This window comes from Bradyrhizobium sp. UFLA05-109 (genome assembly GCF_054185165.1).
Genome location: NZ_JBBIAR010000003.1, coordinates 1 through 14,848, shown reverse-complemented (window position 1 = coordinate 14,848; position 14,848 = coordinate 1). Strand labels below are relative to the sequence as shown.

Here is a 14,848-nt window from a genome sequence, read left to right as displayed (position 1 = left end):
CGTCCTAGTCCCGGAGCGTTGCAAGATAGGCCACGATGTCCTCGATCTGGCCCGCGTTGAGGATCGGCTTGCCGGCAAGGTTGCGGCCGACGCGAACGAGCCCGTCAGTGCGAAAGTAGGACGGCATGATGGTCTGCGGGTTAAAGCGCGATGCGTCCACCAATCGCAGTCGCAACTGACCTGCCGACCAGCGGTTCCCCGCACCGGTGAGATCGGGTGCGAGATCGCCCTGGAACCGCGTTTCCGGAAACGGCCCGGAATGGCAGAGGATGCAGGTCGTGCTGCGATCGAGCACCAACGCCCGCCCGCGCGCCGCATCGCCCGGCACCCCGGTGAGCGACTCCGGGATGCCGTCGCCGACGATGTCGTAGGGCACCAGCGCCTGCGCACGTGCGCCGGTGGAAAGCGCAAAGCTCGCCGTGATGAGCGCGGCGATATGATTCATCGGCCTAGCCAAAGGTCGCCGCCGTGAGGGTTTGAAACCAGCGCTCGGCGTCCGCAGCCTCGCGAGCGCGTCGTTCCGGCGGGGCGTCGAGCGGGCTGGTGGCGCCGCCCTCGACCTCGGCGAAGATGTCGCCCTTGGGCTGATAGTTGCCGGCGAGCGAAAAGCCGTAGGCGGGCGCGACGGTGTTGTAGCAGACGCCGGTCAGCCGTGGTGTCTGTGGCGTTCGGCCCGCGATGAGGTTGACGATCGCATCCGCGCAGGCCCGGCCTTGCGCGCTCGCAGCCGAGGCCGATTTCGGAATGCCACCGCCGAGGCAGGCATCGCCGATGACGTGCATGTTCGGCACAAGTCTTGATTCGAAGGTCATGGGATCGATCGGGCACCAGCCGGTGGTATCCGCCACCCCGGCAACCGCCGCAATGCGCCCGGCGCGCTGCGGCGGAATAACGTTGGCGACTTGCGCCGTGTAATTGCCGAACTCGGTAATGACGGTGTTGCTCGCGGGATCGACGGAGGTCACGCGGCCGCCCTGCGACAGGGATACGCGCTCGATCAGGCCGCCGTAAAGCTCCGTCCACGCTTTCTCGAACAGTCTTTGTTGCGTGAAATTATCCTTGGCGTCCAGGATCAGTACCTTTGAGCGCGGCTTCTTCGTCTTGAAATAATGCGCGATCAGGCTGGCGCGCTCGTAAGGAGCAGGCGGGCAGCGCGAGGGATTGGCCGGCACCGCGATTGCGACGAGGCCGCCATCCTCCATCGCCTCCAACTGCCTGCGCAGCAGCATGGTTTGCTCGCCGGCCTTCCATGCGTGCGGCATCTTCTGGCTTGCGGCTTCGTCATAGCCGGGCAGCGCCTCGAAATGGAAGTCGACGCCGGGCGAGAGAACGAGGCGGTCGTAGGGAAGCGATGAGCCATCGGCCAGCGTGACGCGCCGCGCTTGCGGATCGACCGCGGTCGCGGCCTGCGCGATGACGGTTACGCCATCAGCAGCGATCTTCTCATAGCCGAACTGCTGCGCCTCGATCTCGCGCAGGCCTGCGATCACCTCGTTGCTGAACGGGCAGGCGGTGAAGGTCCTGTTCGGTTCGACCAGCGTGATCTGCAGATCCGCACCGTTCCGTTTCAGCGCACGCGCGCAGCCCGCCCCGCCAAAGCCGCCGCCGACCACGACAACGCGCGCCCCGCCTTGCGCGCGCGCAATCGCAGGGACGGCCAGCGATGCGGCCGCGATGCCGAGGACGGCTTTCCGCCGTGTCACGGAGCGCGTGGTCATGAGCATCATCCGGATAATGCTGCGGCGGCCCTTGGGCCGCCGCGGCCGCACCCTCTCAAGCGAAGGTGATGTTCTGGTCGCGCAGCGGCACCGAGCGAATGCGCTTGCCGGTCGCTGCGAAATAGGCGTTGAGCACGGCTGGTCCTGCAACGGCGATCGTGGGTTCGCCGACGCCGCCCCAGAAGCCGCCACTCGGCATCACGATCGATTCGACCTTCGGCATCGCTGCGATACGCATGGAATCGTAGGTGTCGAAGTTGGTCTCGACGATCGCGCCGTCCTTGACGGTGCAGCCGCCGTAGAACAGTCCGGTCAGCCCGTAGACGAAGGAGCCGGCGATCTGGCGCTCGATCTGTGCCGGGTTGACGGCATAGCCGGGATCGGTCGAGGCCACGATGCGATGCACCTTGATCTTGGTGCCGTCGGTCACCGAGATTTCCGCGGCCGCCGCGACATAGCTGCCATAGGAGGCGAAGTGCGCAAGGCCGCGGTAGATGCCTTGCGGCGGCGGCTTGCCCCAGCCGATCTTCTCGGCCACGGCCTCAAGCACCGCTAGATGCTTCGGACGGTCCTTCATCAGCTTGCGCCGAAACTCCAGCGGATCCTGGTTCACGGCGTGCGCCAGCTCGTCCATGAAGCATTCGACGTAGATGGCGTTGTGGTTGACGTTCACGCCGCGCCAGAAGCCAGGGATGATGTGCGGATTGCGCATCGAGTGTTCGATCAGGAGATTGGGGACCGAATAACCGAACGGCGCGTCGCCCTTGGGGTTGAGGCCGGCGAAGGTCGCCGGATCCATGCCGTTGACCATCGCCTCCGGACGCAGGCTGAACAGGATCGACTGGCCGGAGATCCGTATGTGCAACGCGGTCAGATTGTTGTCGGCGTCGAAGCCGCCCGTCATCTTGCATTGCGTGATCGGATGGTAGCGGCCATGCGTCATGTCCTCTTCGCGCGTCCAGAGCAGCTTGACCGGCGTGCCCGGCATCTGCTTGGCGATGAGGACGGCCTGTCGAACGTAATCGGTCTGGCCGCGCCGGCCGAACCCGCCGCCGAGCAACAGCTTGTTGACGTCGCATTTCTCGGCCGGAAGACCTGAGGCCTCCAGCGTGGCGGCGAGCGCGGCCTCGCCATTCTGCGTGCCGCACCAGACCTCGCACTTATCGCCGGTATGGAGCGCGGTGGCGTTCATCGGCTCCATGGTGGCGTGGTTCTGGTAGGGATAGTTGTAGACCGCCTCGATCTTCTTGGCGGCCCCCGCCAGCGTGGCTTTCGCGTCGCCATTCGAATTCCCGACGTAGGCCGGGCCGCTTTCGAGACCCTCAGCCAGCCATTTCGCGATCGACTCGCTCGAGACCTTTACGTTCTCGCCTTCATCCCAGACGATCGGCAGCGCATCGAGCGCGGTCTTGGCGTGCCAGAACGTATCGGCGACGACGGCGACCGCGCTGTCGCCGACTCGCACGACTTTCTTTACGCCTTTCATGCCGGCGATCTTGGCCTCGTCGTAGCTCTTCAGCTTGCCGCCGGTGACGGGACAGTCCTTGATCGCGGCGTTGAGCATGCCGGGCAGCTTGACGTCGATGCCGTAGACAGTGGTGCCGGTGACCTTGTCGGACGTGTCGAGGCGCTTGACGCCCTTGCCGATGAGCTTCCAGTCCTTGGGATCCTTCAGCTTGATGTCGGTCGGCGGTGGCAGCTTTGCGGCGGCCTCGGCAACCTTGCCATAGGTCGTCGTCTTGCCCGACGGCGTATGGGTGATGACGCTGCTCGCGACGGTGCATTCGGAGGCCGGCACCTTCCATTCATTGGCGGCGGCCTGGATCAGCATCATGCGTGCCGTGGCGCCGCCCTTGCGCACATAGTCGTGCGAGGTGCGGATGCCGCGGCTGCCGCCAGTCGAGTATTCGCCCCAGACGCGCTTGCGGGCGACGTTCTGTCCGGGCGAGGGGAATTCGGTCGTGACCTTCGACCAGTCGCATTCCAGCTCCTCGGCGACGAGCTGCGCAAGGCCGGTCAGCGTACCCTGGCCCATCTCGGAGCGGGCGATGCGGATCACCACGGTGTCGTCGGGCCGCACCACGACCCAGGCGTTCACCTCGGGTGAGCCGTCAGCGGCGCGGACCACGGCCGGACCGCCGAAGGGAATGTCGAGACCGAGCGCGAGGCCGGCGCCGACCGCGGCGGTGCCGATGACGAAGGCGCGGCGATTCATGGCGGGTGAAACGTGCTTGTTCATGGCCGCCTCCTCAAGCGTTCGCGATCGTGTGGATCGCTTCGCGCACCTGCTGGAAGGTGCCGCAGCGGCAGATATTGGTGATGGCCTCGTCGATATCGGCGTCGGTCGGTTTCGGCTTCTCCTTGAGCAGCGCCGCGACAGCCATGATCATGCCGCTCTGGCAATAGCCGCATTGCGGGACGTCATGGGCGATCCAGGCCTGCTGTACCTTGTGCAGCGTAGCGCCATTCGCCAGCCCTTCGATCGTGGTGATCTGCTTGCCCACGGCCTCGCTGACCGCGACGCCGCAGGAGCGGGTGGCGACTCCGTCGATGTGAACCGTGCAGGCGCCGCATTGCGCGATGCCGCAGCCATATTTGGTGCCGGTGAGGCCGACGTTCTCGCGAATCGCCCAGAGCAGCGGTGTATCCGGCTCGACGTCGACAGTGATCGATTTTCCGTTGATCGTAAGGTTTGCCATCGCAAGTCCCCTGATTGGCCCATCCACCGATGAGGCTCAAGGCGCGCAATTTGTCCGGCAAACGGAACCGTTTCAAATCAACAATCTGGGGTTGGGGCCCAAGAATTTTGCTGGATCGCAGGAAGATTGCCGCTTGCGCGGTGTTGCAGCCGAGCAAGCTGCCATGCGGCATGCGCAGTGGAAAGGCGCGTGCAGCTCATGACGTCCCCGGCATCCAGGTCCGCGTCGCGCTGCTGCGTCGCACTCTAGGGGTGAGGTCCTTCCTGTCCGCCCGGCGAAGCAAATTCCTCCGGGTGCCTCTTCTCGTAGTGAAGGAAGAGATCGAGGAAGGCCAGAAGCACGACGACCACGCCTATACCGATGCTGATGTGCATGGCCCGCGTATGCGGGAATCCCAACAGCCAGGGCGAAACGATGAGCCAGGCTCCCATCAGGACGTTGAGCCATTCCTCCCAATCCCGATAGGTGATGACGGCCGCCAGCGAGACCAGGCCGATGATGATGCCGGTGATCCAGAGATCGACCTTGCCCTGCTCGTTCGTCAGCCTGAACAGCCACGGCGATAAGAACAACACGGCGGCGAGAAACAGGTTGTAGATATCGGGGACCGTTTCGCGCTCTTGCCACTTGCTCATGACGCACCTCCTGCGCGTGAGGACATCCGAACAAAAGCTTGGGCCGTCGCCCGGTTCCCAATGAACAGGCACTGCAGCAATAGACTTTGGTCGCGGGTGAGTTCCGCGAGGACAGGTACCGGTGAGCCGTCGCTTCGAACGTCGGCAAAGCGGCCTGTCACGACGCCCAGCTGACGACAATTCCGGCGTTTGACTCTCACTGGAACAGAAAGTGACCGCTTGTCCCGCTTGTAGGGATGCAAGACGGGCGCGCTTTGATACACTCGGTACGAAGCCTTTGGGGGGTTCCATGAACGTGCCGCGGCCTTGCAACGTGCTCATGCTCTATCCGCTGTTCACGGCGGAGTCGTTCTGGAGTTTTGGCGAGTCCTGCAAATTGATGGGCGTCCGGCGCCCCGCGGCGCCCCTGGGGCTGATCACCGTCGCGGCGATGTTGCCCGAGAGCTGGACGATACGCCTCATCGACTGCAACACGACGCCGCTTGGCGATGATGACCTTGACTGGGCGGATGTCGTCTTCACCGGCGGGATGCTGCCACAACAGACCGATGCGCTGCGGCTGATCGAGCTTTGCCGCGCCAAGGCCAAGCCGGTGGTTGTCGGTGGCCCCGATCCGACATCGAGCCCCCATCTCTACGCGCGAGCCGACTTTCAGGTGCTGGGCGAGGCCGAGAGCATCATCGACGAGTTCGTCGCGGCCTGGCAGGGCGGTGCCCGCTCAGGCGTCTTCACGGCGCCGAAATTCCAGGCCGACGTCACCAGGACGCCGGTGCCGCGTTTCGACCTCCTGAAATTCGAGGACTATCTCTATCTCGGTGTGCAGTATTCCCGCGGCTGCCCCTTCACCTGCGAGTTCTGCGACATCATCGAGCTCTACGGACGCGTGCCGCGTACCAAGACGACGCCGCAGATGTTCACCGAGCTCGAGACGCTGTACCGGATGGGCTACCGCGGCCATCTCGATTTTGTCGACGATAATTTCATCGGCAACAAGAAGTCGCTCAAGCTGTTCCTGCCCGAGCTCGCCGCATGGCAGCGCGCGCACGACTATCCCTTCGAATTCTCGACTGAAGCCTCGGTCAACCTCGCCGACGATCCGGAGCTCCTCAACCTGATGGCGGCTGCTAACTTCTTCGGTATCTTCGTCGGCATCGAAAGTCCGGATCCGGCGACGCTGGTCGCAATGCGCAAGAAGCAGAACACGCGGCGCAACATCGCCGAGAGCATTCACAGGATCTACAGCGCCGGAATGCTCGTCACCGCCGGCTTCATCGTGGGCTTCGACAGCGAGAAGGTCTCGATGGCCGATGCCATGATCGACTTCATCGAGGAGGCGGCGATTCCGGTCTGCATGGTCGGCCTGCTCTTTGCCCTGCCCAATACGCAGCTGACGCGACGTCTCGCCCGCGAAGGCCGGTTGCGTCCGAACCACGATTCGGCGGCGACCATGAACGGCGGCGACCAGTGCACCGCCGGAATCAATTTCGATCCGGTGCGTCCGCTGCGCGACATCCTGATGGACTACAGGCAAATCCTGGAGAGGATCTACGACCCGGCCGCCTATGCGAGCCGTGTCGACCGGTTGATGACGATGCTCGACCGCTCACGGCAGCGTCCGGAGCTTCCCGAGGGCGACATTCGCAACAAGGTGCGTGCGCTGGAAACCGTGCATCGCGTGACGTCGAGCATTCCCGAAGCGCACGGTCCGCTCTGGAAAACCTTTCTCAGCTGCGCCAAGCGCGACACATCCTCGGCCCGCATCGCGGTCGCGATGATCGCGGCCTACGCGCATCTCGGACCGTTCTCGCGCCGGGTCATCGACGCCATTGATGAGCGTCTGGCTTCTTTGAACGAGAAGATGCCGATCCCGGCGGCAGTCGCGTCCGCGTCACTTTCTACTTCACCGCCAGCCTGAGGAAGCTCATCACGCTGCCGAGCGCGGCGAAACCGGCGCCGAGCGCCAGTGCGACGGTGGCGCCGTCATGTCCCGCGAGGGCAAAGCAGAGCGCGGCGAGCGCTGCGCCGGTCGTCTGTCCGGTCAGCCGCGCGGTGGCGACGATGCCGCTTGCGCTGCCGCTGCGATGTGGCGGTGCGCTTCCCATCACCGCCTTCATGTTCGGCGCCTGGAAGAACCCAAAACCCATGCCGCAGATCACCATGCGCCAGATGATGTCGGGGATGTACGGATTGGCCGGGAGCGTCGCCAAAAGCGCCATGCCGATGCCGAGCAGCACGAGCCCGATGCCGCCAAGCAGTCCGACCGCGTGGCGGTCTGAGAGGCGTCCCGCGATCGGCGCCATGATGCCGACGACCAGCGGCCACGGCGTCATGAAGAAGCCGGTCTCGACCTGGGAGCGTCCGAGCACGTCCTCGAAATAGAACGGCAGCGAGACGAAGGCGAGGCCCTGCACCGCGAACGAGCAGACCGCGGTCGCCGCCGACAGCGCGAACATGGGGCGGCTGAACAGGTCGATCGGCAGCATCGGTGCGGGATGATCTGCATGCCTGCGCGTCAGGATGAAGCCGATCACGAGTGCTGCGACCAGCTCGACCGCGACGAGGCGCGGGGAGAGATTATGAGCCGCGCTGCCGATGCCGGTGATGAACAGGCCGAGGCAGATCGCGGCCAGCACGGCACCGGTGAAATCAAAGCCGTGATCGGCGCGCGGCGTCTTCGGCAGCATCGCAAAGCCGATGCCCATGGCGACGAGGCCAAAAGGAATGTTCACCGCGAACAGCCAGGGCCACGGCCCGAGGGCGAGGATCGCGGACGCAATCGACGGCCCCAAGGTGAAGGCGGTCGCGACCACCAGCGCGTTGTGGCCGAAGCCGCGGCCCTGCATCCGCCCGGGATAGACGAAGCGCACCAGGGCCGTGTTGACGCTCATGATGCCGCTCGCGCCGAGGCCCTGCAGCGTGCGCGCCACGAGCAGGCTCGGCAGCGACCAGGCCACCGCACAGAGCAGCGAGGCGATCGTGAACAGAAGAAGGCCGCCAAGATAGATGCGCTGATGCCCAACGATCTCGCCGAGTGCTCCCAGCGGCAACAGCGTGGCGACCAGCGCGATCTGGTAGACGTTGACCACCCAGACCACCTGCTCGGGGCTGACATGGAGATCGGCCGCAATCGCAGGCAGCGCGATATTGGCGATCGCGGTATCGAGCGAGGCCATCGCGAGTGCGGTGAAAATCGCGGCGATCGCCCAGCGCCGGCGCATCGTGGGCAGGCCGTCGGCGAGGGGGCGTTCGGGCTCTTTCGCGAGCGCAGGTAACGTCATTGTCATTGCCTGCGCCGTCTCCGCAAAGCGTGGGTTGAGTGTTGCTTTTCGGGATGTACTACAGCCGCGCCGCCTGCCACAGGCATATGCTTGCATGCGGGTATGCACGAAGATCGGGCGGTGATCGCGCGCGATGGCGTATGATCGGACCGAGCCGGCTTGAGAGGTATGACCCATGCAAATTGTGGTGCTGCCAGGTGATGGCATCGGGCCGGAGATCACGGCCGCGACCACGGGCGTGCTGCGCGTCGCATCCGAACGCTTCGAGCTCAATGTGCGGCTCGAGGAGCATGCCGTCGGTCACGCCAGCCTGAAGCAATTCGGCACGACGGTGCGGGGCGAGCTCCTCGACACTGTGCGCGCCGCAGACGGCCTGATCCTCGGCCCGACCGCGACCTTCGATTTCAAGGACGAGGCGCGTGGCGAGATCAATCCGTCGCGCTATTTCCGCAAGAACCTCGACCTCTACGCCAACATCCGCCCGGCGCGTACCTATGCTGGACGGCCCGGCCGACTCGGCGATTTCGATCTCGTCGTGGTGCGCGAGAACACCGAGGGTTTTTATGCCGACCGCAACATGGAAGAAGGCAATGGCGAGCTGCTGGTCACGTCTGATGTCGTGATCTCACTGCGCCGGATCACGCGCTTGTGCTGCGAGCGCATTGCGCATGCGGCCTGCCGGCTGGCGATGAAGCGGCGCAGGCATCTCACCATCGTGCACAAGGCCAATGTGCTCAAGATCGGCGACGGCATGTTTCTGGACATCTGCCGCGAGGCGGCGAGGGGCTATCGTGGGCTTGAGGTCGACGACATCCTGGTTGATGCCATGATGGCGCATGTCGTGCGCAGCCCGGAGCGCTTCGACGTCATCGTCGCTACCAATATGTTTGGCGATATCCTGTCCGATCTCACCGCGGAATTGTCCGGCAGCCTCGGCCTCGGCGGCTCCCTCAATGTCGGCGCCCGCCACGCCATGGCGCAGGCCGCGCACGGCTCGGCGCCCGACATCGCCGGGCAGGACGTCGCCAATCCGGTGTCGCTGATCCTGTCGACCGCGCTGCTGCTGGCCTGGCACGGGGAGAAGACGGGGGCCGCACGCTATGAAGAGGCGGGCCACGCGATCGAGGACGCGGTGGCGAAGGCGATCGCGCGGGGGCGGGCCACGCGCGACGTCGGCGGCCAACTCGGCACGATCGCGACCGGCGCCGCCATCGCGGAAATTTTGCAGTCAGAGTGAGCCACCCCTTCGCCTCCAGCGCGAGCGAAGCTGGTCGCACCCCCGCAAGAGCGGGGCGAGGCAGCGCGCCGAGCGCGCGGGCGTCTCCCGGTACCCCTCCAAAACTTTGGACCTGCGCCTATATCGCGGTCAGACCGAATTTCGATTTGGAGCGGGCCCATGCAGGATGAAGTCCGTTATTGGTTCCCGACTAAGCGTTACGGATGGGGCTGGGGCTTTCCCATCACCTGGCAAGGCTGGACCGTCTTCGCCGTCTTCATCGTCCTGCTGATCGGAGGCGCCGTGGTGCTTCCAGCTCGCCAGTCGCCAGTCATATTCGTCGTCTATGTCGTTGTTCTGGGCCTTGCGCTTGTCGGCGTCTGCTGGTGGAAAGGCGAACCGCCGCGCTGGCGCTGGGGCGGGAAGTAATCGATCGGCAATAGGCATGCGTTGGTGGCTCGATATCGAAGTTGGGTCGGGCTTCGAAATGGCTGCTGTGATCGGGGTAGACCGGACGTAGAAGCGCGCCCTCTTGGGCGACATAGCTGTTCTCGCGTGTGATAGAACTGCTACCGAGCACCGCCAGCTTGCACAGTCCGGAATCGAGGCACCGCATCAATCGCCGATGGGTGTCGGCAAGAATGGAGATAGTCCATGAAGATCGCGCGTGACGGCGTCCAACTGTCTTTCGACATCGCCGGGGCCGGAACGCCTGAGTTCCTGTTCGTGCATGGGCTTGGCGGGGATCGCACGCATTTTGCCCCCCAGATGGAGTATTTCACTCGTCACGGCCGGGCTTTGAATGCCGAACTACGGGGCCATGGTGAGAGCGACAAGCCGCAACAGGCCTATTCGATCGAAGGCTTCGCCGAGGATCTCGTTTGGCTATGCACCCAGCAACAGATCACGAAGCCGGTCATCGTAGGTCAAAGCATGGGTGGCAACATGGCACTGGAAATCGCCGCGCGCTATCCGGACTTTCCTGCAGGCCTGGTGCTGCTCGACTCCGGGGTGTTCTTCCCTGCCTCAGCAGGAGCAGTGTTCACCGGTTATTTGGAAGGCCTGAGGGGGCCGAGCTTTGCGGACGAGGTGCGAAAAATAGTGGCGGAGTCCTGTCTGCCGACGGACGCCTGTCGCGCCCGTGTTGAACAGACCTTTCTCGCGACACCGCAGCACGTGATGGTCTCGACGTTTACAAGTCTATTCCCCTGGGATCTGCATCGGGCGGGCTCGTGCGCCCAGGCCTGCCGGGTCCCAGTGCTGTATATCGAAGCGGCTCATCGGCTCGCAGATCTGGATCGCTTTGCGGCATTATGCCCGCAACTGGTTACGGCCAAGGCCGTCGGCTCCGGGCATTTCTTGTCGCTGGAAGTGCCGGAACAGATCAATCCGATGATCGACCGGTTTCTCTCGCTCTACGTGCGCAGGCCGCGGCAATAAGCGCTCGCATTGGATTGAACTGCCTAGCTGTGAAGTTGCGAGTTGAGGCCGTCCCAATTTGGTGTACGTCTGGTTGCCTCAAGAGCGCCGCTCTGGGAATTACGTCGAAAAAGCAGGCCCTTCTGGCCCGAGAGTTCCTTGGCTTTCAGTACCCGGCCATCTTCCAAAAGGATGCGCGCGCCTGCCGTGACATAACAGCCCGCTTCGACGATACAATCGTCACCCAATGAAATGCCGATACCGGCGTTGGCTCCGATCAGGCAGCGCTCACCAACTGTAATCCTCTCTTTCCCTCCTCCGGACAGAGTGCCCATGATCGACGCTCCGCCACCAACGTCGCTGCCGCTACCCACAACCACACCGGCGGTTATCCGGCCTTCGACCATGCAGGGACCGAGCGTACCCGCATTAAAATTGCAAAAGCCTTCATGCATGACGGTTGTGCCCGGAGCCAAATTGGCTCCGAGCCTTACGCGATCCGCATCTGCAATTCTCACATCCGCTGGCGTCACATAATCAGTCATGCGCGGAAACTTATCCACGCCCGTCACCTCAAACGCGAGAGCACGCTTTCGCGCGAGGATTCGCGCCTCCGGTACACGAGAGCATTCACAGGGACCGAGCGTCGTCCAGGCAACGTTGGGTAACAGACCGAAAATTCCTTCAAGGTTCAGGCAATTCGGCTGGACGAGCCGGTGGCTCAGCAGATGGAGCCGAAGAAATGCATCGTGCACATCAGTCGGCGCAGATGCAAGGGAGTCAATTTCTGTGCGAATGGCAACGATGTCGACTTTGCGGATGTCGTCGTGTCGCGCATATCCGTCTGCCGACTCACCCAACGATCTGTTGATCTCGTCGCTCGTCAGCCGCACCGTTGCCGCGTTGCCGGCCTCCTCAACCAGGCGTAGCCGAAGAAACCAGGAATCTAACACGCGACCATCAGCGGCAATCGTCGCAAATCCCTCGCCTTGCGCGCCCGTCAGCTCCATCGCCATTTGAATTTCTCACACTACGATCCTACAGGTCGTGCATACGCGAGTTCTCGTAGAAATGGCAAGATCTGGACTCTCAAACACGGCCGCTTTGGTCAAAGGGACCCGGCGGGAGAGGCTGTGCTTGGCTCTCAGCCGGTTCATGAGAGCGAGCCGACGCTGTCTGCTCCTAAGAACCCCGCGCCCTAGGGCACGGCAGTAAGCTGCCGTCCACCGGGATCACCGTGCCGGTGATGTAGCGTGCCACGTTCTTAGCGTTCGGGTTTCCTGAGTCTGGCGATCGAAATTCGGTCTGGCCGCATACGTCCCGTTTGAATTTCGAACGGATGAGAAATTGGCTTCCGCAGCCAACACCTCAATGACTGCAAGCGCTTAAATCCAGAAATCCGATCTGGCACGCAATCTGCGTTTCCCCCTTTGCGTCTCCCGCGCTTTGCCGCGGGGAGCAGAACAAGTCTGACATTGGGAGGAATGCATGAGTGAGTCCAAGAGCAATGGCGTTGGCAGGCACGAAAGCCTGGACGCCGTGGTGATCGGCACGGGAGTTGCCGGCCTCTACCAGCTCTACAAGCTGCGCGACGAGCAGGGACTGAAGGTCAAGGCCGTCGATACGGCCACCGGCGTCGGTGGCACCTGGTACTGGAATCGCTATCCGGGAGCACGTTTCGACTCCGAAGCCTATATCTACCAGTATCTCTTTTCGGAGGAGCTGTACAAAGGCTGGAGCTGGAGCGAGCGTTTCCCCGGTCAGCCCGAGATCGAAAGGTGGCTCAATTACGTCGCCGACAAGCTCGATCTGCGCAAGGACATCCGGTTCTCGACGACGATCACGAGCGCGGCCTTCAACGAGGCGACGCAGCGATGGACGATCACAACCGACAAGGGCGATGTCATCGACGCGCAGTTCCTGATCACCTGCTGCGGCATGCTGTCCGCGCCGCTGACGTCGGTGTTTCCCGGTCAGGAGACGTTCAAGGGGGTCCTCGTCCACACCAGCCGCTATCCGAAGCAGAAGCTCGATCTCGCCGGCAAGCGCGTCGCCGTGGTCGGCAATGGCGCTACTGGCATTCAGGTGATCCAGACCATCGCCGGCGAGGTCGGCAGCCTGAAGGCGTTCGTGCGCACGCCGCAATACATCATCCCGATGAAGAACCCGAAATACGGGCCGAAGGAGGTCGAGGCCTACAAGGCGCGGTTCGAGGAATTCCGCAAGGTCCTGCCGCACTCCTTCACCGGCTTCGAATACGACTTCACCAACGGCGCTTGGAAGGATCTCACGGCGGACCAGCGGCACGCCGTTCTGGAGAAGATCTGGGATGAAGGCTCGCTGCGGCTGTGGCTCGCCTCATTTGTCGAGATGTTCTTCGAGGAGGACGTCAGCGAGGAGATCTCAGAGTTCGTCCGCAAGAAGATGCGCGCGCGCCTGAAGGACCCCAAGCTCTGCGAGACACTGATCCCGACCGATTACGGCTTCGGCACGCATCGGGTCCCGCTCGAGACCAACTATCTGGAGGCTTTTCACCAGGCGAATGTCGAGCTCGTCAGCGTCAAGAACAACCCGATCAAGCGGATCACGCCAGAGGGTATCGAGCTCACCGATGGAACGTCGTATGGGCTGGATGTGATCATCCTCGCGACCGGCTTCGACGCCGGCTCCGGCGCATTGACGCGCATCGACATCCGTGGCCGCGACGGCCGCTCGCTCAAGGACGAGTGGAGCCGCGACATCAGGACCACGATGGGGCTTCAGGTCCACGGCTATCCCAATATGTTCACGACCGGCGCGCCGCTGGCGCCCTCGACGGCGCTCTGCAACATGACGACATGTCTTCAGCAGCAGGTCGAGTGGATCAGCGATTGCATCGCCTATCTCAAGAAGAACCATCTGAGTGTCATCGAGCCCACCAAGGAGACGCAGGACGCCTGGGTCGCGCATCACGATGAGGTCGCGAACACCACCCTCGTGACCAAGACGCACTCCTGGTACATGGGCTCGAATGTCGAGGGCAAGCCGCGCCGCCTGCTCTCCTATATCGGTGGCGTCGGGACTTATCGCCAGAAGTGCGATGAAGTTGCCTCCTCGGCCTATCCCGGCTTTGCCAAGCAGTGATCGACGCAAGGTCGCGCGAGCGCTCCCCGCGAGCGCGGCCCTCCTTTCTCGCATCTCATAAAACACAAACTGGAGGAATACATGTGCAAGGAATTCGCAGTAGACGCCGACGCAATCCTCAATGAGACGGTCACGAGCGGGCCGGGTGTCCCGGGCGTCGTCGCCATGGTGACGGATCGCAACGGCAATATCTACGAAGGCGCCGCCGGCAAACGTCGCACCGACAAGCCGGAAGCGATGACGACGGACTCGAGTTTCGCCATCTTCTCGACCACCAAGGCGATCACCGGCACCGCGGCTCTTCAATTGATCGAAGAGGGCCAGCTCGACCTCGATGCCCCCGCCAAGAAATATGCGCCTGACATCGGCAAACTGCAGGTGATCGACGGCTTCGACGCCAAGGGCCAGCCCATGCTCCGCGCACCCAAGCGCGAGGTCACCACGCGCATGCTGCTGCTGCATGTCGGCGGCTTCGGTTACGACTTCTTCAATGAAAGCTATTTGCGCCTGGCGACCGACCACGGGCAGCCGAGCGTGATCACCTCGTCGAAGGCCTCGCTGATGACGCCGCTTCTGTTCGATCCCGGCTCGAAATGGGAATACGGAACGAACATCGATTGGGTCGGGCAGGTGGTCGAGGGCATTACCGGCAAGCGGCTCGGCGAGGTCTTCGCCGAACGCATCTTCAAGCCGCTCGGAATGGCGAACACGACGTTCGAGATCAACGATGCCGTGCGCGGCAAGCTCGCCGGTGTGCACG

Annotated in this window: 13 protein-coding genes; 6 read left to right on the top strand and 7 right to left on the bottom strand. The window is 63.3% G+C overall.

The genetic code is table 11. From position 1 onward, the window contains the following. Window positions 1–4: 4 nt before the first annotated feature. The 5 genes from soxX to Q3C01_RS02565 form a co-directional block, all read right to left on the bottom strand. Window positions 5–445 carry a sulfur oxidation c-type cytochrome SoxX gene (soxX, locus tag Q3C01_RS02585; protein WP_458143585.1) on the bottom strand — a complete coding sequence of 147 codons (441 nt, stop codon included), beginning with the start codon at window positions 443–445 and terminating at the stop codon, window positions 5–7. Window positions 446–449: 4 nt separating this feature from the next. Further along, window positions 450–1,727 (bottom strand): FCSD flavin-binding domain-containing protein, encoded by a 1,278-nt coding sequence (locus tag Q3C01_RS02580; protein WP_458143584.1) that lies wholly within the window; start codon window positions 1,725–1,727, stop codon window positions 450–452. A 46-nt stretch (window positions 1,728–1,773) separates the two neighbouring features. Further along, a complete protein-coding gene (locus Q3C01_RS02575) occupies window positions 1,774–3,957 on the bottom strand; it encodes a xanthine dehydrogenase family protein molybdopterin-binding subunit (RefSeq protein WP_458143583.1) in 2,184 nt (727 codons plus the stop codon). A 10-nt stretch (window positions 3,958–3,967) separates the two neighbouring features. Further along, window positions 3,968–4,417 carry a (2Fe-2S)-binding protein gene (locus Q3C01_RS02570; protein ID WP_458143582.1) on the bottom strand — a complete coding sequence of 150 codons (450 nt, stop codon included), beginning with the start codon at window positions 4,415–4,417 and terminating at the stop codon, window positions 3,968–3,970. A 245-nt stretch (window positions 4,418–4,662) separates the two neighbouring features. After that, a complete protein-coding gene (locus Q3C01_RS02565; RefSeq protein WP_458143581.1) occupies window positions 4,663–5,052 on the bottom strand; it encodes an SPW repeat protein in 390 nt (129 codons plus the stop codon). 289 nt (window positions 5,053–5,341) lie between these two features. Here Q3C01_RS02565 and Q3C01_RS02560 point away from each other — a divergent pair, with 289 nt between their 5' ends. Continuing rightward, the gene (locus Q3C01_RS02560; protein ID WP_458143580.1) at window positions 5,342–6,967 is read left to right on the top strand and encodes a B12-binding domain-containing radical SAM protein; all 1,626 of its coding nucleotides are present in this window, start codon (window positions 5,342–5,344) and stop codon (window positions 6,965–6,967) included. Here the strand turns inward: Q3C01_RS02560 and Q3C01_RS02555 are convergent. Then, entirely contained in the window at window positions 6,948–8,336 is a 1,389-nt protein-coding gene (locus Q3C01_RS02555; RefSeq protein WP_458143579.1) for an MFS transporter, read from the bottom strand. The genes Q3C01_RS02560 and Q3C01_RS02555 overlap by 20 nt on opposite strands. Before the next feature lie 169 nt (window positions 8,337–8,505). Between Q3C01_RS02555 and Q3C01_RS02550 the strand changes: the two genes are divergently transcribed. From Q3C01_RS02550 to Q3C01_RS02540, 3 genes are all read left to right on the top strand, one after another. Further along, window positions 8,506–9,567 carry an isocitrate/isopropylmalate dehydrogenase family protein gene (locus Q3C01_RS02550; RefSeq protein WP_458143578.1) on the top strand — a complete coding sequence of 354 codons (1,062 nt, stop codon included), beginning with the start codon at window positions 8,506–8,508 and terminating at the stop codon, window positions 9,565–9,567. Between the two features lie 159 nt (window positions 9,568–9,726). Continuing rightward, window positions 9,727–9,975 carry a hypothetical protein gene (locus tag Q3C01_RS02545; protein ID WP_458143577.1) on the top strand — a complete coding sequence of 83 codons (249 nt, stop codon included), beginning with the start codon at window positions 9,727–9,729 and terminating at the stop codon, window positions 9,973–9,975. Between the two features lie 225 nt (window positions 9,976–10,200). Continuing rightward, window positions 10,201–10,986 (top strand): alpha/beta fold hydrolase, encoded by a 786-nt coding sequence (locus Q3C01_RS02540; protein WP_458143576.1) that lies wholly within the window; start codon window positions 10,201–10,203, stop codon window positions 10,984–10,986. A 23-nt stretch (window positions 10,987–11,009) separates the two neighbouring features. Here the strand turns inward: Q3C01_RS02540 and dapD are convergent, their stop codons facing one another. After that, a complete protein-coding gene (gene dapD / locus Q3C01_RS02535) occupies window positions 11,010–11,981 on the bottom strand; it encodes a 2,3,4,5-tetrahydropyridine-2,6-dicarboxylate N-succinyltransferase (RefSeq protein WP_458143575.1) in 972 nt (323 codons plus the stop codon). Window positions 11,982–12,453: 472 nt separating this feature from the next. On the opposite strand from dapD, the gene Q3C01_RS02530 reads away from it, so the two are divergent. Continuing rightward, the gene (locus Q3C01_RS02530) at window positions 12,454–14,088 is read left to right on the top strand and encodes a flavin-containing monooxygenase (protein WP_458143574.1); all 1,635 of its coding nucleotides are present in this window, start codon (window positions 12,454–12,456) and stop codon (window positions 14,086–14,088) included. A gap of 81 nt (window positions 14,089–14,169) precedes the next feature. Next, window positions 14,170–14,848: serine hydrolase domain-containing protein (locus tag Q3C01_RS02525; RefSeq protein WP_458143573.1), on the top strand; the 679-nt coding region annotated here is incomplete at its 3' end.